This is a genomic window from Halobacillus sp. Marseille-P3879, assembly GCF_900240285.1.
In the GTDB taxonomy this organism is placed as follows: domain Bacteria; phylum Bacillota; class Bacilli; order Bacillales; family Halobacillaceae; genus Halobacillus_A.
The window spans coordinates 650,686-667,560 of record NZ_OESS01000003.1 but is presented as its reverse complement, the minus strand read 5'-3'; the positions used below and the strand labels follow the sequence as shown (position 1 = coordinate 667,560).

Below are 16,875 nucleotides of genomic sequence, written 5' to 3'. Positions count from 1 at the left end.
AAAGAGCGGGATTCACAAATAGAATCCCGCTCCCCTATGTAACCTGCCACCTCAGTAGAGAATGGTTAAGTTCCCGCAGTCGTTTTGCGCTGAGGTGGCATTACTTTTAAAATAGCATACGGAGGGATCAGAATCAACCTATTGTATCTGTTCTTCTTCCAGCTCGAGCGGATCCATCCAAATAATAAGGTCCATCTGCTCTCCATTCGAAAAAGAATGATCTCCAGCCGTCTGCTCTAACCTTATATGTTCGCCCTCATCGTCATACGGTACATACAATGTTTGGATATGGTTGTTGGTGCTATTGATTGGGGACAGGCCTCTCCTTCCGTTACCATTGGATTGAGCTAATGCTCCCTGCTGATGTTGCAATTCCTTCCATAATTCAGGAATAGGGTGAACACCATAACTCCGGCTTAAGTCAACTTCTTCTTTCGACATAATTTGAGGAACATAAGTCTGATATTCACCTGCTATATGATAATTGCGATCTCGCTTACTATAAAAGTCTATCTTATCCACACCATCGTCAGGATGTAAGTTATAAATCATATTAAACGTGTCGGGGTCCTCAGGGTCGATTTTCCATAATGTTGGTTCGCCTCCATTGTCCGAAGCCCCTATTGTCCATTTCCGGTTCTCTACTTTCCACACACTCATCCCACGCTGCCCCTCTTCTGTGATAAAAGGAAAAAAAGCATGGTTGTCACTGACTTGCTGACGATCAATAATTTGATCTACTTCTACTGGCAGGCTGGACTCAATTTCCTTTTTAAGTACACTATTTTCAGGGGGATCACCCGGCTTTGTAATATTGAATGGAAGAATAAATACAGTAGTCAGCAGTACGACAAGCAAGAGCAGTGTACCAATTAGAAGCTTCTTCTTCATTTTACTCTCCCTTCTCGAGCACCGACTGCTCTGTTCTTACATAAAGCTGGTCGTTCTGCGTTTGAATCAGGAGGCCTTTTCCATCTTTCTCAACAAAAGTGACCGCCTTTAAATCGCTTCCTGATTCAGCCTCGACTCCCGATAAAACGTAAGGAAATCGCTCTTTCTCCTCACCATCCTCCGCTTCCCGGTGCCACCCCACACTGTCAAACTCTTCAATTTGAGCATTTTTCAATTCAGCAGCTAATCGTTCATTATGTAAGATTTGCGGTTCCGCTGATTCATGGGATAGATGCACATCTGCCTCATCCGTGTGAGCTAAATATGTAGTTGGATCATTTTTATTATACATAAGATTAAATAATAGCGGTGTCAGCAGTCCAGTTAATAGAAAGACATAGTTAAATCCAAAACCCAGCCATGCATAGCCGCGGTATATCCGCCACCGTTCTTCATCGCTTCTTTTAATAAAAAATATAAGAAACCAAACACCCAGAGGCAGAACGGCAATGCTGACGGGATACTCCTGAAAATGAAAGTCTATTGAAAAAGAAATAAAACCTCCAAAACTTATTAACAGAGCTTTTCCTATATGAGGTTTTTCAGATTGTTTCTTATACAAGCTTGTAAAAATGATGATAAATATGGAATATGCGATCCCTAAAAGAATAATTTCAGGCAGATTCCAGGACCATTCAAAATTGTATGACATAAGAAGCTCTCCTTTCTCCTCACTATTTTACCAGAAACAGCCTGGAAATTTAGGTGTAAATAAGAAAAGGAGTGATATAGACCGCTTACTTTTTACCATATTCAACCTGAAAAACCAGCTGAATTCACAAAGTTCACAAAAAAATTAAGAATTCTCCTGATATGGCTAGCCCCCTGCGGTTCTATGCTTTACTATGAGAAGAGGCAGATGTTCTGTCGAATGACATAGACTTTAATCGAATGAATATATAACGTATTTCAGGAGGGTCCACGTGTTAGAATATAAGGTGTACAACAAGGTTAGTGGCAAGGAAGACTTAGTGCTGCTTCACGGCATGGGCGGGAATTCTAACATTTTCTATAAACAATTGAAGTATTATCGTGAGCATTTTAATGTAGTGACCATTCATTTACCCGGACATGGCAATTCTCCCAGCTTAAGTCATTATGGGGATAATTTTTCCCAGGAACTGGTTTCTCAGGAAGTAATTCGTACACTTGAGCATTTAAATATAGAGCGTGCTCACTTTGTCGGTGTCTCACTGGGATCTATCATCCTTCATTATATGATGAAAAGTCACCCGGAACGAATACAAAGTGCAGTCCTTTCCGGGGCAATCACACGTTTTAATGTATTCTCCAAGTTTTTGCTGCTGATCGGACGAGTATTTAAATCCGTAACACCCCACTTATGGATCTACTACCTTTTCGCTCATATTATTATGCCGAGAGCAAATCATAAAACATCACGGGATATTTTTATTAGAGAAGCAAGTAAAATGAAGCGGGAAGATTTTATCGGTTGGTTTAATTCTATAGATAAAGTTGCCCAAAGTTATGACCTGGTACCAAAACTAGCTAAAAGTATTCCAAAGCTGTACGTATCAGGCAGCGAAGATCATCTTTTTATTAAGAATCTTAAAAAAGACATTCAACATGATATTAATGCCACATTTAAGTTAATCGAAAAATGCGGCCACGTTTGTAATATTGAGCGCTATAAGGAATTTAATAAGGTGACACTTGATTTTCTTAAAGGAAATCGAGGGGTTAAACCGACGAAGCAAATTTCTTAAAGTACAGCTCCAGGAGTGAAGAATTTGAATATATTTTTAACAGGATCGACTGGATTTCTAGGGGGAAAATTGATTGGTAATCTCATGGAGAACGTCGATCATCACGTCTATGTATTGGTAAGGAATGTGTCTAAGGGAGAACGCCTCGTTAATCAGTTTTCTGAAGAAAAAAAGAACAGAATCCATTTGATTAAAGGAGATATTACCCAGCCTTACTGCGGCTTATCGGATGAACAGTTTAAAAAACTACAGAACCTTGGCATGGAATGCTTCTACCATTCTGCAGCCCTTGTAAAGTTTGATGTGGAATTAAGCGATGAATTGTTCGAGATTAACTATGAAGGAACCAAGAATACACTGGAACTTGCAAAAGCACTTGGTGCGGAGAAATTTTTCTATATCAGTACAGCTTACACCGTTGGAAAAAGCAGTAAAGGTGTAGAAGAATTGTACCCTCTGGATGCCGAATATCACAATCCGTATGAAGCAAGTAAAGTGCAATCGGAGCATCTCGTTTGGTCTTACCAGGATCAAATGGAAGTCTCCATCTTCCGCCCGGCCATTATCGTCGGAGACTCCAAAACAGGAGAAGCCGACTCTGAATTTACTTTGTACGGGTTCATGAGGGCGCTTCATATTTTCAAACGACGGGTTGCCAGAAATAACAGCAGTGATGCCACAGTAAAATACCGTGTAATTGCAAATGAAGAAGGCACCTCCAATTTTGTACCTGTTGATTATGTAGCCGATATCTTAAGTCTCGCTGTTACTAAAGCAGAACCCAGGAAGATCTATAACATTACAAATCCGAATCCGCCAACCAACATTGAAATTCTGAACATGTTTAAATCAGCGCTGAGCTTTCACGAATTAGATCTCGTTCATTCTGGCAATATAACCGACCTGACGCCTGAAGAACAGCAGCTGAACAGCATGATTGATATTTTCCGTGTATATTTAGCAGGTAACGTTTCTTTTGAAGACTACAATACTCAACAGCTGATAAAAGATACAAACGTTGAACATTTAAATCTGTCAACGAGCACGCTGCAAATGATTATTGAGGCTTATTTCAAAAATTAAAAAACGTCGAAGAATCTCAGTGGATTCTTCGACGTTTTTCATTAGGAAGAAGCGTACCCTTCCTGACTGGATTTCTTACTGTCTAAGAACAGAGAAGTAATGAACATGATCACTAAGAAAATCAGCACCACACTGAAACCGCCCTTCTGACCAAACCAATCGGACGCAAGACCTACAATATAACCAGCAATACCGCCTCCAATCCCTGAAGCAATGTAGATCAGACCTAAAGCTGAACCACTCGTTTTCGAAAGCTGTGTACCGAACGCAGTAGCCGTAGGGAAAAGCGTCGAGAAGAACAATCCTGCACCAGCAAACAAGTAAGGAAAGCTATTAGCGAATAAGAAGCTGATCCCCACCATTGCAACTGAACCCGCGGAAAATGTTATCAGAATAAGACGCTCATTAATCCAGTTCGACAGATATGCCACAGTAAGCCGTCCAATCATGAAAAAGACAGAAAATAAAGATAGAATGGTTGCCACCATATCGTCTTTAGCATCAGTCGACAGTCCACCTAAATCAAGGGACTTCAAATACGTCGGGAAGAAGTTTGTAAACGACACCTCTGCTGAAACTTGAAGCATCAGGAAAACCATAAGAAAAACAAATTGAGCATCCCGAAGCATCGGAATGAAAGCTTTCAAATCAATCTTCTCAGCCCGACCTGATGGGAACGCTACTGACGTAACATAAATAATTACAAATACTAAACAAACCGCAATTCCAATGTAAAACGCTCTCCATGAAGCAAACTGAAACAAGAAGTTAAGAATCTGCGGGAATAATACCATCCCAAGTCCGTAAACCCCCATTGCGTAGTTAAACATCTGACGCTGCTTATCAGGATACGCCGCAGGGACGATTGCATTCGATGCGACTCCTAGTGATCCTAAACCAAAACCAACAATCATATAAAAACCTAAGAAAAACATAATGTTAGGAGCCAAGCCAGTTCCTAAGAAACCAAGTCCCATAATGATGGACCCGATGACGGTCATGATCCGTAGTCCCTTTTTATCCGTATAATAACCGATAATCACACTGGCTAATGTAAATCCTAATTGGAATATAAATACCACAAGGCCGAACTCATCCATGTTCAACCCAATATCCTGTTCCACTTTATCCAACACAATTCCTTTTGTATTCGTTACCCCACCAGAAATAAATTGAGTGAACATAAGAATAATTAACGCATGGATACTCTTTCCTTTAGACATCTTGTCTACCTCCTGAATGGTTACTTAAAGCGATTAAAATAATTCCATTCTCGGAGATACCCGCTCATTATATTAGTAAAACGATATTCTTTTATGTAAGCGTTAATTTAAAAAAGTTCAATTTTTTAAAAAATTGAACTATGCCGTCGCTACTTACTAACCACCTTTTTAAAAGTTTGTCGAATGATTCAACAGTTCACTATCGGGAACTTCCTGCCTCTTACCTGCTCCCATTCCTGCACTGACCATAATAAGAACCACTCCTATAAATATAATCAATGCCGCTGTCCAGCTCTCAGTGACATCAAACAGCATTCCTAATAATATCGGTCCGATTGCTGCAAGCGAATAGCCGATCGACTGGGCCATACCTGACAAATTCGCAGCCTGTACGGCAGTAGAAGCCCGCAGACTTAATAAAGTTAAAGCGAGACTTACAGACGCTCCCTGAGCTACTCCGATCAGAACAATGCATGCGGTTAGAAGCGGGACTGTGTTTACACCAAGCATTCCTGTTAAACCAAGGAGGTATAAGGCTCCAATACATAACACGATACCGCGCTGGTTATTCATGCGCCCGGCCAGCACGGGCGTTAGAAATGTAGCAGGAAGCCCCACAATCTGCATAAAGGACAGCATCCAGCCTGCGGTTGCCGGGTCCATCCCCCGGCTTTGCATGATTTCAGGAAGCCACGTAATTAAACAATAAAACATAAAAGATTGTGTTCCCATAAAGATCGTAACCTGCCAGGCGAGCTTCGATCGCATCATCGGACTGTTTTTAATATCAATTTTAGGAATTTTTACGGGCTTCTTCTTGATTCTAGTCTGCGGTATCCATACGATAATAGCAGCTAACGCAAGCAGCCCCCATACACCTAATGACCCCTGCCATCCGCTTGATAAACGCTCAGCAAGGGGAAAACTGATGCCAGAACCGATAGCGGCGAATCCGCTTAAAGAGATAGAGTAGATTCCAGTAAGCAGTCCTACTTTGTCTGGGAACTGCTCTTTTACGATTCCCGGCAGGAGCACATTACCAATTGCAATTCCGACCCCAATAAGCGTCGTGCCAACAAACAGCGTAGCTATCCATTCGACCGAGCGGATAAAAATGCCTGCCGTAAGGATAATTATACCGATAAAAACCGCCTGTCCCTGTCCTACTCTGAGTCCGAGTCTTGGTGCAAGAGCTGACAAAACGGCAAAGGCTATTAACGGCAGAGTGGTCAGCAGTCCAGCTACGCCATTCGAGATAGAGAGGTCTTCACGTATTGAACTAATCAAGGGACCTACTGACGTAATTGAAGGCCTTAGGTTTAGAGCGACTAATATAATTCCAATGACTAACCATTTCTTCTTATGTATTGCTTGATTTCTCTCCATTACTTCTTCCTCGTTTCCGGTAAATATCAATAGACTGATGATATGTATTTTCATAGAGTCGTTGAAAAGTGTCAATTCCCGAGTAAAAAACTTCGTCATAATGCCCTGTACGCTGGTCTACTGTCCAGGAAGCTGCGAGTACCGAATGGCAGAACCCATATAAAAGCAGCCTTTCCTTGCTTAATTGAAGTTCTTCTACGAAAATTTCTACTCGTTTGCGAATACAGTCCTGCCGATTATGGTCAGGCAGACGATTCAATAAAAACTGGACCAGGTCATATTCAACCTCTCCTATTAACCCTTTAGGATCAATGGCTGTCCATTCCCCGTCCCCTTTTTGCAAAATGTTGTAGTGGTGAAAGTCACCGTGGAGCACCTTGCGCTTGCGGGCTGTATCGTTTAAATATGAAAATACTTCTAAAGCCAGCTTCAACGTTCGCTTTGAGATGGGACCGAGATAAGCATCACACCCTAAATACAACTTCCTTAATTGCTGTTCTCTCAGCCTCGTTGACGGAAGAGGAGATTCAGGAGCGGGACTTGAAATGATATTCTTCATAACGTGAGCGGCTGTATACGTCGCTTCTTCATCGTTATTCATTTCTGAGAGCGGGTTTCCCGGATCGACTCTTTCTAACAAGAGTATTCTTTTTTCTTTATCCTGGTCCACTATATTTATTCGCCCCTCAGGGTTTAGAGCCATGAGCCCTTCACGTTCGTATCCTTCTTCAGGAAGGGATATCTTTACCACAACTTTTTCTCCACTTCGAGCAGTTGCCGGCGCCACGAAATTATAAGAAAGGGAGAAAGGATGCTCTATTGTAAGGGACCAGCGTTTTTCACAATAACTAACCAGCTCAGGAAGTGAGTCAAGCCACTCCTGTCCATCTTCTGGACAAGCAGCCAATACATTGTTAACAAACTTTTCAGGCAGCTTCATTACACCACCCTCCTCTCGTTTATTAAGCTGAGCTTTCAGCTTGTTTTCTCACACGAGGTGTCCTGCTTTCTGTTGATTTTATCATATTTTGTAAATGTTTACGGAAAAGATACATTACGAGCAAATGAGCTTTTGCCTGGGTGTACTTGTACACAAACCAGGGTAAAGAAGGCATATAATCATGAACTGCAACAATACATTCTTGCGAGTTAGGGATCTGCCTGAATTCCAGACGTCCTCTTTCGTTCTTTTGGTCGTTAAGAAACACACCGCCTGTTATATAATACAAAGCCCGTTCATTACTGCTTCTTTCCGAGGCAAAGCTCATTTTTAATAAAGTTTTTCCAGTTAACGAAAGCCTAATCTTGCAGTTATTGCTATTATCCATTTCTGCTTTAAGAAGGGGACTAAACTTATCAGGCAGCCACTTCACGTAATGAGCGGCTGCCCAGGAGGCATCTTTACCGTCCGGCAGGTAAATGCGTTGTACAGAGCGTACATCTCTTTGAACTACAGGTCGTTTGACTTTTCTTGATTTTGCAGGAGTTTGTTCTTCTTGTAACGACCATTCTGCAGCTTCTTTAAATGTCATTTGGCCGCGGCTTACTTCTTGTTCCATTCTTTCCGTGCTCGCTGTCATCGGATGCACAAGACTTTCTATTAAAGGATAGACCATTTCCTTAGGCGATTGAGTAATCAAGCTCACCCAAAGCCTTGAAAGTTTAACAGTAATCAATGGAACGTCAATCAGCTTCGGCTTTTTCCCTAATGCTTCCGCCGTCTGAATGATCATTTCCTTATAACTCATCACTTCGGGGCCGCCTACATCGATGGCCTTTCCTTTCAGCTTCTCATTATTTATGCTTCTATTTAATGCATGAAGAACATCCGGCAAAGCAATCGGATGTGTTTTTGTTCGCGTCCATTTTGGCAGGGCCATTACTGGAAGTCGTTTGACCAGCTTAGCTAAGATCGGAAAAGAAGATCCTTTGGGACCTACAATCAGTCCTGCTCGGATCGTCGTTACAGGAATCCCATAGGACCCAAGTATCCGTTCTACTTCCACCCGGCTTCTTAAATGTCGGGACAGATGTTCTGTTTCCGGTACGATCCCGCTTAAATACACAATTTGTTTCACACCTTTTTTCTTTGCGGCTTGAGCAAGATTATCAGCAAGAATCACATCCATATCTTCAAAAGATCCTTGCGTGAGCTTAGCCGATGGAAGCATGGAGTGAACGAGATAAACCGCAACATCTGCACCCTCCAGCCCTTTTTCAGCGTCAGCAAGGGAGTATAAATCACAAGACCTCCATGTCACGTGGTCTGTATCCTCTTTGTTATCTCCATTTCTTGATAATGCAATGACATCAGCATATTCTGTCAGCCTCTTAAGTAAATGATTTCCTATATATCCACTTGCTCCAGTCAATGCAACCACTGGCCGCTTGTTTCTATTGTTCGTGTGCATATTTGTATGCCTCCTACGTATGTCTTTTACCTCACGTACCCTTTATTCCGCACTTGCTAACTACAAGCATACAAAAACCCCGGTAATCCCGGGGTTATTTTATCATGCGGTCTTCATCCTTCCAGAACTGCTTACGCAGGACAACTTTTTGGATTTTACCTGATGCTGTTTTAGGCAGTTCTTCTGCAAACGAAAAACTTTTTGGCACTTTAAAGTGGGCCAGTTTCTTTCGGCAGTAATCGGTCAGCTCTTCTTTTTCAAGCGAATGGCCTTCTCTAACTACTACCACGGCATGAGGGACTTCCCCCCACTTTTCGTCAGGTACAGCCACTACTGCGGTTTCTAGAATGGAACTATGATCATATAAAGCAGCTTCTACTTCTATTGAAGAAATGTTTTCTCCTCCACTGATAATCACATCTTTTTTTCGATCGACTATTTCAATATATCCCCGTTCGTCCACTACAGCCATATCCCCGGTATAAAGCCACCCATCTCGTATCGTTTCATTCGTAGCTTCTGGATTTTTATAATAACCTTCCATTACGTTATTGGAACGGGTGGCAATCTCCCCGATCGTCTTACCATCCTTCGGTACCTCTTCTCCTAATTCATTCACCACACGGACTTTGGAACCAATCATCGCATATCCTGTTTTTGCTTTTAACAAATACTGCTCTTCTGCCGGAAGTTCCTGTTCCATCGAACGTAAGGCCGAAGTTGTGATAAGGGGGGTGATTTCTGTCATTCCATATACTTGAATGAATTCCCAGCCCATCTCTTCTTCCACCTTTCTTACAAAAGCAGGCGGCGGGGCTGAGCCAGCTATTACAATACGGCCTTTATGCGAGAGCAAATCAGGATTTTTCTCATTTTGCTCAAGGAGCACATTTAAGACAGTGGGGGCCATATGCATAATCGAGACTTGATACTTTTTCACCTTATCCAATATAGTGGCAGGATCTACTTTACGAAGCATTACTTGAGTGGCACCATTTAAGGTGTAATAAAAAGGAGATCCCCATCCGTTCACATGGAACATAGGCAGGACGTGCAGAAGCGTATCTTGATCGGATACACGCAAGTGATGCATTGAAGAGAGGGCATGTAAATAATTAGAGCGGTGCGACAGCAGTACTCCTTTAGGATTTCCTGTTGTTCCGCTCGTGTATAGTAAACTGGCAATATCTGATTCTTTCAGGGGTTCCCGCTCAAACTGAGCTGAAGAATAATTGCTTCGCCACTCATCATAGCCGAAACATCCATATGGGGCATTCCCATGAACAATCACTTCTTCTAAGTTAGGAATGTCATGCAGGACAGGCTTAACGAGTGGATACAGTTCTTCATCTACGAAAAGGACTTTGCTCTCACTATGAGTTAAGATAAACTGATAGTCTGCCGGCTGAAGCCGCGTATTTAATGGGGTCATCACGCCTCCAGTTTGAAAGACACCATAGAAGCCTTCGAGCATTTCCGTAGTATTAGGGGCTAAATAAGCTACTTTATCGCCTTTCTTTACGCCCAAATCCTTCAGTCCGCGGGATAATTGATTCACTCTTTCATTTAACTCGTAATACGTTAATGTCTGCCGGTCATCAATAATAGCAGGCTTACTGCCATAGAGTTCTACCGCGCGGTCTAGAAAATCAGTTAAGACTAAAGGTACGTGCATTGTATCTCCCTCCCAATATATAAAAGCGCTTACATTTAATTGTATGGAATCAGCTGTTATATATCAAATGATACAGCTGTATAACAAAAGACTTCTTTAATGAGAAAAGGAGTCAGTTAGTGGAGATACTGTTTTTTCTGGAAGCATTTTCTACCTCGCAGGTAGAGTAATTTTATTTATATATCGAGAAGAAAAAGAAAGCTCCGTTACCTGGTGAAGGGATAAGGGTTTTAGGAAAAACTCCCTTTCCGTGGGAGAATGGCGGGCCTACAGCCCTCCGGGGTCCCACCGAGTTCGCACCTCCCACAGTAGTCTCCTAGTTTCCTAAACCCCTTTACTATAAATAGCTAAAACGAAACGACTATTGTATTTTAAACCGGAATCAACGAAGTGTTTGCAGCTTACAGGAAAGAAGTCTGACAAACCGATATAGATAAGGGCTCCTGGGTCGCAACTCCTTAAAATTCACTTAGACTCTGCAGCAGCAGAAACCGAATACAAAGAGAGAGAAAAGATTAATAAATTAAACTGGCTACTTTCAACCTGACTCCTTATGAGTGAAAAGGAAGTTTTTGTCTTACATGACCCCAAGGGCCGTCAGCAGAATGAAAGCCATCATTATAAATACACCGATGTGAAGAAGCAGCATCAGCCATTTCAACCAGCCATTACCTTTTAATCCAACGATCACGCCGCCAATTGGAAATAAAAGCATTAAAATCACAGCCGCACGTCCAAGCCCCCAGAATGAAAATCCGCTTACCATAAGCGTAAATAAGATGATGAATATAACGAATAACACAAGGGACCCTATGTTAAATTTTTTCTGTTTGTTCAATTCATCTGATGTTATATAAAAACTGTTTACCATTTCTATGTAGTCCTCCTGTCGACAATATATATTCTTTTTCTCTATTATAGTACTCATGTGAACGGATATGAAGGTCCAGAATGCTTAAAATAACAACTTTAAATGATTGGATTAAAGAGCCTTATGTACAAAAGAACCATCCTCCCCATAGGGGAAGATGGTTTGGATATTATGAGTTTGAATGGTAGTCAGCTGGTTTAACTTCTTCACCGTTCTTACCGTTATATCTTAATCCCCAGCCTGTTAGAGCTGCGATAAACATAACGAGCAGTAAGCCCCATCCTTGAAAGACGAAAGGAAATACTTCTGTCGGGCTGACAACAGGAAGGAAATCATAGTCATCTGCTGCTCCCTGAATTGTGGCCCATGCAAGTAATACGCCCCCGCTCCAGGGAAAAATGTACCCAAGCGACGAGGTGACCGTATCTAAAAAGTTGGCACGGCGATAAGGATGAATGTTCATCTCTTTTCCAAGTTTGCGAACGAAAGGAGCAGCTGCGATTTCAGCAGCCGTATTAATCGTAATAAACACGTTTAAGAAAGCGACAATTCCAAACATCGTTAACTCCGCACGGCGGACAATATTGTTAATAATGCCTAAGAAGAAATTCTTAATGGTTTCCATGGTACCCGCTACTTCCATCAAATGAGCAGCCGCTAAAATGAAAAGAATTAAAATGGCCATATTGAAATAGCCGCCGATTCCATCCATTAAAGCCCCTTCAATAACTGCATCTCCCGCATCATTTTGATAGATATGAATAACTTCCGTTAATGGGGTTCCGGCAAGAGCCATTACGCCAACAGCTGCGGCTATCCCCCATGTCAGTGATGTCAGCAGGTGATGGCCTGATAAGGCTAGAAACAAGACTAGCGCAAACGGAAGCAATAGTAACAGTCCATCAGCAGCAACTTCTTGCTGCAGTTCTGCAATAACCTGCGTATCCCCCCTGTTTCCTCCTCCTCCGAAAATAACAAATAATATAAGAGCCGGAACAGCTGCTGTAATAGAGTACTTAAACCTTGAACGGACCACCCCGGGTACATCGGCTTCCTGAGTAGTAGCAGAAACAATGGTTGTATCTGATACAGGCGCTAAATTATCTCCAAATACCGCTCCACTTAAAATAGCAGCAAGCAGAATGACAGGGTCAGCTCCTAAAATAACCCCGGCAGGATACATAAGGATCCCAAAGGTGGCCACCGTACCGTAGCCTGTACCTACCGCTGTTGCAAAAAGAGCTGAAAGCAAAAAGGTAATTCCTACAAATGCTCCTCCTTCAAGACCTGTTTGAAACCCTAACCAAATGAGGCCATCTACAAGGCCGCCAGCGGATAAAAGGGTGGCAAACATCCCTGCCCAGAACCAGGCAATGACAGCCACCACACCGACAGGCTGAGCCATACCTGAGATCAGACTTTGAGCATAGTCCGCCCACTTCGATTTACAAAAGAACAAACCAAGCGCTACACCGATTACCATTCCTAACACTAGTGCCTCTTCCGTAACAAGCTGGGCTACACTTAGCGTGATCGCCCAGATAATGAAAAATACTAATGGAATGGTAGCCATAAAAACTCCACCGCGAAACTCTAACTTCTTAATTTTCTTTTCTCCCAATGCTTCGTCGATTACTTCGTTATTTTCGTGTTTTCCCACTAGACTTCCTCCTTGATCCAGTTACATCCTTTCATAGTGTATCACTATTCATAGCTTTCAAGTAATCGTTTACAACGATCTGGGATAAAATCATGATTATTTGGTAACTAAACGACTAATTTCAGGATTTTTTTTACTTTTAAAAAGGAAAAAAGTAATACTACATTGTTATTGTTAAATATCCTTGTTTACAAACGCAGTAAAAACAACGGTCGATTACAGCTACATTAACGCTTAAAATTCAAATTATCAAGACGGATTTCTTCCGGATACCAACCACTTGTTTTTATGCTTATTTTCTAAAAACCTCCAACGTTCGAGAGGATCCCACAATTATTTCCCGGGAAATTATTTCGTCGGACAGCTAACGACAATAATTTCGTTTTCTATCAGACTCATGGTAGGATGGAATTAACTACATAGAAGGAGTGACAGTTATGTTTAAACCATTATCTACAGACAAAGCGCCGGCAGCTATTGGTCCTTACTCACAAGCAGCCGATGTAGGCAGCCTCATTTTCATTTCCGGGCAGATCCCTCTTGATCCTCAAACGATGGAATTTGTTTCTGAAGATGCGGGAGAGCAAGCTCACCAGGTAATGAAAAACTTGGGAGCGATCCTTAATGAGGCCGGGCTGACATACAAGCATATTGCAAAAGCTAATATTTACCTTGATTCTATGGATGATTTCGCTACCGTTAATGATGTGTACGCCAGCTACTTAAGCGAGCCATATCCTGCACGCGCGGCTGTAGAAGTAGGAAAGCTTCCTAAAGGAGCAAAAGTTGAAATTGAAGCTATTGCAGTTAAAGAATAATGGATCTAAAGCAGAGCAGCAGCTCTGCTTTTTTAATGAATGAATTGAGGAGGGAGAGGGTAGAAAAATAATAGGTTGAACTAGAAGGGAGTCTATTATGATTTTAGAAAACGTTAGAATTTATCAAGCTTACGGTAATGAGAAGCCTGAACAGACCTATGCTGTTGAATTTGAAGGAGAAAGATTTAAAGCGATTCATCCCAGTCCTTATTCCGGGGATCAGGAAGTAATAGACGGAAAGGGGTATGTGCTTTGTCCGGGCTTTATTGACAGTCACATGCATTTACTCCGCTACGGGCTTTTAAAAAAAGAATTAGATTTAACGGAAGCTACAAGTTTTACAGAAATGAAAAATTTAATTGAGAAACACTATAAAGATTTAAATGAAGGAGGCTGGTTTTTCGGTAAAGGGTTTAATGATTCTGAATTCAGTGACATAGAGCATTTATTAATCGCGGAGGATTTGAATAAAATCCAGGCGAATGCTTACATTTATCTCTTGCATGAAGATGGACATGAATGCGTGATCAGCGAGAAAGCGATGGATTTGTTAAAGCAAGAAGAGGCTTTTAATAGAGAGCCAGAAGAATTTAAAGAAACAGACAGTAATGGGAATTGGACAGGACGTTTTAAGGATACAGCCGTTCATTACATTAACCACCGTTTCTGGGGACGTTCTACTGAAGATGCAAAACAAGCATTAATCGCCGCTTTTCCTCATTTGTGTGAGCACGGCATCACCTCTGTACATACGGATGACAGAAGCTTTATTGGGGACTACGAGCGTTTGTGGGAGGCCTATACAGAGCTCGAGGCTGAAGGTCAACTTCCATTGGATGTTCAGCTTCACCATTATGTGTTCGATATCGAGGACTTAACTGAGTTTCTCAAAACCAATAACCTGCGTACAGGAGACGGGACAGATCAGGTGACAGTTGGAGCGGTCAAAATTTTCCTAGATGGAACGCAGCGTCTACACACCGCTGCCATGAGGAATCCATATCCTGAGCATCCAGAAGTAAGCGGGTCGCTTATATATACACAAAAGCAGTTAAATGAGATGGTTGCACTGGCCGGTGAAAAAAACATGCAGGTAGCCATGCATGCTATTGGAGACAGAGCTGTCGAACAAGCAATTGAAGCTTTGGAACAAGAAGAAGCTAATACAACTGCACTCAGGCACCGAATTATTCATGCACAGACACTGGCTCCTGACTTGATAAACCGGCTGCAGAAACTAAAGCCGTATATTGAAACCCAGCCTTCTTTCTTACTAGGAGAGTGGGATAAAAAGGATAAGTGGACTCCCGACCACCTTCTGCGTTTCTGTGACCCTCTGAACAGTCTGGTCCGTGCCAACATCCCTGTTACATTGAGCTCTGACCTGCCTATTGGGAGCATTAATCCTTTAATCTCGGTCTATTCAGCTATCACCCGCATGGATCTAAACCATCAGCCTGAAGGAGGCTGGATGCCTCAGGAACGGCTTTCTGTTGACGACAGCTTTAATTCTTTCACCTTAACTCCTTCCCGCTTAGAGTTCAGAGAAAAGGAAAAGGGAAAAATCGCGCCTGGTTATCAAGCTGATTTCGTTCTGTTAAATAAGCATCCTTTAGAAGTAAAGCCCGAGCAGATTCATCAGATTCAAATACAGCAAACATGGCAGCGCGGAAAAAGAACGTTCAAAAAGTAAAGGACGCCAAGAGATAAGTAAAGCTATGGCATACCAATAAAAATTGACTCATATAGACGCAGATCATTAGCGTAGACAGGAACAGCGTGAGTCGAAAATCCCACAGGAAAGCGCTCTTTGCTTTTTCGATTCCGCTTAAGGCCGTACCCAAGAAAAAGCGAAGTATTTTGACGGAGCAACGGTGAATAAAAAACCTTTCTTGGCAGTTAATAATCCGAACTGATTTCATAGAATCGTTCGGATTATTATATGCTTTATTCAATTTTGTCCCAATCCCTTATTAGTCTTCATCTTTGATATCGAGATCTTCAGGCAAAGGTTCACTTAAGTATTCCTGCATCATCGTGCGAAATTTTTCTATCTGCTCAAAATAAGCATCAAACTGATCGTTATTTATTAAATACTGTTCCCCATCGTGAAGGTAACGGACTTTACTCTCTCGAATTAAATGCTCCACATAGGCTTCTGGGACGTCCAAGTACTGAGCGGTTTCCTTTACCGTTAGGTACATCACATTCACCTTCCCTTTCTAATCGAAGATGGTCCATTTACTATATCACACCTATTCCCAGGATATTCTCACTCAAAATCCGTTAGGGAATTTTCTCTGATATTAACAGAAACAGATTGAAAAGGGAATGATGAATAGCCGCGGTGGGATATTTTCAAAAGCAAACAAAAAAGCTTTCCCGTATTTCAGGGAAAGCTTTCGATCTTTTGTCGCGAATGTACCGACGACCACATTCGTCGTTTAGCCTCAAAGGGCATATACTTCGTCTTACACAAACAGCTCATCGCCCAACTACTATACCACTTTCTTCATCAAGTTACAATCCCTTATTTCCGATTCTCTTCAGCCTGTGCTATAATTAACCAATTACAATTCAGCAGGAGGAACTTATGCTAACGTTTGAACAAAAAATTGCTATTGTTGAAGAATTTGATGAGCTGACTAAAAAAGAAGTCTCTTTAGGCCGCGTGAACTTCCATTTTGAAGAAAGCTTATATGACAAGAAAAACGTAGTCTATCACCTTCATCCTAATGGAAACGGCTTTGTATACGCAGGAGAAATAGAAGGATACCCAACCGATGAGCGTGGAATGGTGAACATTCGTAACTTCTCCGAAGAAGAGCTGCGCAATATTGTTCGAGAGGCTGTCGATTCCCTGTCTACTACCCCGGCCGAAAAAAATCCTGTCCTTGAAGAGTGGATGAATGACTTTGACCAAACTCTCGTCCTTATGCGTGAAGAAGATGGATATCAAGTTTATGCGGGAGAAGATTTAGAAGGCTCCTTTAACTCTTATGAAGAAGCTGCCGATTTCCTGGAACAGGAAGGATTCAGCCTTGTATAAAAAGCTTCCCTTTATTGGGAA

15 protein-coding genes are annotated in these 16,875 nt (G+C 41.9%); 5 read left to right on the top strand and 10 right to left on the bottom strand.

What is annotated here, in order from left to right; all coding sequences use genetic code 11:
- Window positions 1–138: 138 nt before the first annotated feature.
- Both C1A12_RS17550 and C1A12_RS17545 read right to left on the bottom strand, forming a co-directional pair.
- The gene (locus tag C1A12_RS17550; RefSeq protein WP_101845946.1) at window positions 139–891 is read right to left on the bottom strand and encodes a hypothetical protein; all 753 of its coding nucleotides are present in this window, start codon (window positions 889–891) and stop codon (window positions 139–141) included.
- Window position 892: 1 nt separating this feature from the next.
- Window positions 893–1,603: a hypothetical protein gene (locus tag C1A12_RS17545; RefSeq protein ID WP_101845944.1), complete on the bottom strand. Its 711-nt coding sequence runs from the start codon at window positions 1,601–1,603 to the stop codon at window positions 893–895.
- A gap of 271 nt (window positions 1,604–1,874) precedes the next feature.
- Between C1A12_RS17545 and C1A12_RS17540 the strand changes: the two genes are divergently transcribed.
- Complete coding sequence (locus C1A12_RS17540; RefSeq protein ID WP_235001652.1) at window positions 1,875–2,678, top strand: alpha/beta fold hydrolase; 804 nt, start codon at window positions 1,875–1,877, stop codon at window positions 2,676–2,678.
- 24 nt (window positions 2,679–2,702) lie between these two features.
- Complete coding sequence (locus tag C1A12_RS17535) at window positions 2,703–3,761, top strand: SDR family oxidoreductase (protein ID WP_101845942.1); 1,059 nt, start codon at window positions 2,703–2,705, stop codon at window positions 3,759–3,761.
- Window positions 3,762–3,802: 41 nt separating this feature from the next.
- Here the strand turns inward: C1A12_RS17535 and C1A12_RS17530 are convergent, their stop codons facing one another.
- From C1A12_RS17530 to C1A12_RS17500, 7 genes are all read right to left on the bottom strand, one after another.
- On the bottom strand, window positions 3,803–4,984 hold the full coding sequence (locus C1A12_RS17530) for a sugar MFS transporter (protein ID WP_101845940.1): 1,182 nt from the start codon (window positions 4,982–4,984) through the stop codon (window positions 3,803–3,805).
- Window positions 4,985–5,152: 168 nt separating this feature from the next.
- The gene (locus tag C1A12_RS17525; protein WP_101845938.1) at window positions 5,153–6,370 is read right to left on the bottom strand and encodes an MFS transporter; all 1,218 of its coding nucleotides are present in this window, start codon (window positions 6,368–6,370) and stop codon (window positions 5,153–5,155) included.
- Window positions 6,345–7,310 carry an aminoglycoside phosphotransferase family protein gene (locus C1A12_RS17520; RefSeq protein WP_101845936.1) on the bottom strand — a complete coding sequence of 322 codons (966 nt, stop codon included), beginning with the start codon at window positions 7,308–7,310 and terminating at the stop codon, window positions 6,345–6,347. The genes C1A12_RS17525 and C1A12_RS17520 overlap by 26 nt, the downstream gene beginning before the upstream one ends.
- 22 nt (window positions 7,311–7,332) lie before the next feature.
- Complete coding sequence (locus C1A12_RS17515; RefSeq protein WP_101845934.1) at window positions 7,333–8,781, bottom strand: NAD(P)H-binding protein; 1,449 nt, start codon at window positions 8,779–8,781, stop codon at window positions 7,333–7,335.
- 94 nt (window positions 8,782–8,875) lie between these two features.
- Entirely contained in the window at window positions 8,876–10,456 is a 1,581-nt protein-coding gene (locus tag C1A12_RS17510; protein WP_101845932.1) for a long-chain-fatty-acid--CoA ligase, read from the bottom strand.
- A 577-nt stretch (window positions 10,457–11,033) separates the two neighbouring features.
- Window positions 11,034–11,327, bottom strand: coding sequence for a hypothetical protein (locus C1A12_RS17505; RefSeq protein WP_101845931.1), 294 nt, complete (start codon window positions 11,325–11,327; stop codon window positions 11,034–11,036).
- 169 nt (window positions 11,328–11,496) lie between these two features.
- On the bottom strand, window positions 11,497–12,987 hold the full coding sequence (locus C1A12_RS17500; RefSeq protein WP_101845929.1) for a Na+/H+ antiporter NhaC family protein: 1,491 nt from the start codon (window positions 12,985–12,987) through the stop codon (window positions 11,497–11,499).
- A gap of 437 nt (window positions 12,988–13,424) precedes the next feature.
- On the opposite strand from C1A12_RS17500, the gene C1A12_RS17495 reads away from it, so the two are divergent.
- Entirely contained in the window at window positions 13,425–13,805 is a 381-nt protein-coding gene (locus C1A12_RS17495) for a RidA family protein (RefSeq protein ID WP_101845927.1), read from the top strand.
- Between the two features lie 97 nt (window positions 13,806–13,902).
- Window positions 13,903–15,498, top strand: coding sequence for an amidohydrolase (locus C1A12_RS17490; protein WP_101845926.1), 1,596 nt, complete (start codon window positions 13,903–13,905; stop codon window positions 15,496–15,498).
- A gap of 280 nt (window positions 15,499–15,778) precedes the next feature.
- Here the strand turns inward: C1A12_RS17490 and C1A12_RS17485 are convergent, their stop codons facing one another.
- Complete coding sequence (locus C1A12_RS17485) at window positions 15,779–16,009, bottom strand: excisionase family DNA-binding protein (RefSeq protein WP_101845924.1); 231 nt, start codon at window positions 16,007–16,009, stop codon at window positions 15,779–15,781.
- A 389-nt stretch (window positions 16,010–16,398) separates the two neighbouring features.
- Here C1A12_RS17485 and C1A12_RS17480 point away from each other — a divergent pair, with 389 nt between their 5' ends.
- Complete coding sequence (locus C1A12_RS17480; RefSeq protein ID WP_101845922.1) at window positions 16,399–16,854, top strand: hypothetical protein; 456 nt, start codon at window positions 16,399–16,401, stop codon at window positions 16,852–16,854.
- The last annotated feature ends 21 nt before the right edge of the window (window positions 16,855–16,875 follow it).

What these genes read in the sequence shown, in the direction of transcription:
- C1A12_RS17550 (WP_101845946.1), bottom strand. Translation starts at nt 891, where the DNA reads ATGAAGAAGAAGCTTCTAATTGGTACACTGCTCTTGCTTGTCGTACTG.
- C1A12_RS17545 (WP_101845944.1), bottom strand. Translation starts at nt 1,603, where the DNA reads ATGTCATACAATTTTGAATGGTCCTGGAATCTGCCTGAAATTATTCTT.
- C1A12_RS17530 (WP_101845940.1), bottom strand. Translation starts at nt 4,984, where the DNA reads ATGTCTAAAGGAAAGAGTATCCATGCGTTAATTATTCTTATGTTCACT.
- C1A12_RS17525 (WP_101845938.1), bottom strand. Translation starts at nt 6,370, where the DNA reads ATGGAGAGAAATCAAGCAATACATAAGAAGAAATGGTTAGTCATTGGA.
- C1A12_RS17520 (WP_101845936.1), bottom strand. Translation starts at nt 7,310, where the DNA reads ATGAAGCTGCCTGAAAAGTTTGTTAACAATGTATTGGCTGCTTGTCCA.
- C1A12_RS17515 (WP_101845934.1), bottom strand. Translation starts at nt 8,781, where the DNA reads ATGCACACGAACAATAGAAACAAGCGGCCAGTGGTTGCATTGACTGGA.
- C1A12_RS17510 (WP_101845932.1), bottom strand. Translation starts at nt 10,456, where the DNA reads ATGCACGTACCTTTAGTCTTAACTGATTTTCTAGACCGCGCGGTAGAA.
- C1A12_RS17505 (WP_101845931.1), bottom strand. Translation starts at nt 11,327, where the DNA reads ATGGTAAACAGTTTTTATATAACATCAGATGAATTGAACAAACAGAAA.
- C1A12_RS17495 (WP_101845927.1), top strand. Translation starts at nt 13,425, where the DNA reads ATGTTTAAACCATTATCTACAGACAAAGCGCCGGCAGCTATTGGTCCT.
- C1A12_RS17490 (WP_101845926.1), top strand. Translation starts at nt 13,903, where the DNA reads ATGATTTTAGAAAACGTTAGAATTTATCAAGCTTACGGTAATGAGAAG.
- C1A12_RS17485 (WP_101845924.1), bottom strand. Translation starts at nt 16,009, where the DNA reads ATGTACCTAACGGTAAAGGAAACCGCTCAGTACTTGGACGTCCCAGAA.
- C1A12_RS17480 (WP_101845922.1), top strand. Translation starts at nt 16,399, where the DNA reads ATGCTAACGTTTGAACAAAAAATTGCTATTGTTGAAGAATTTGATGAG.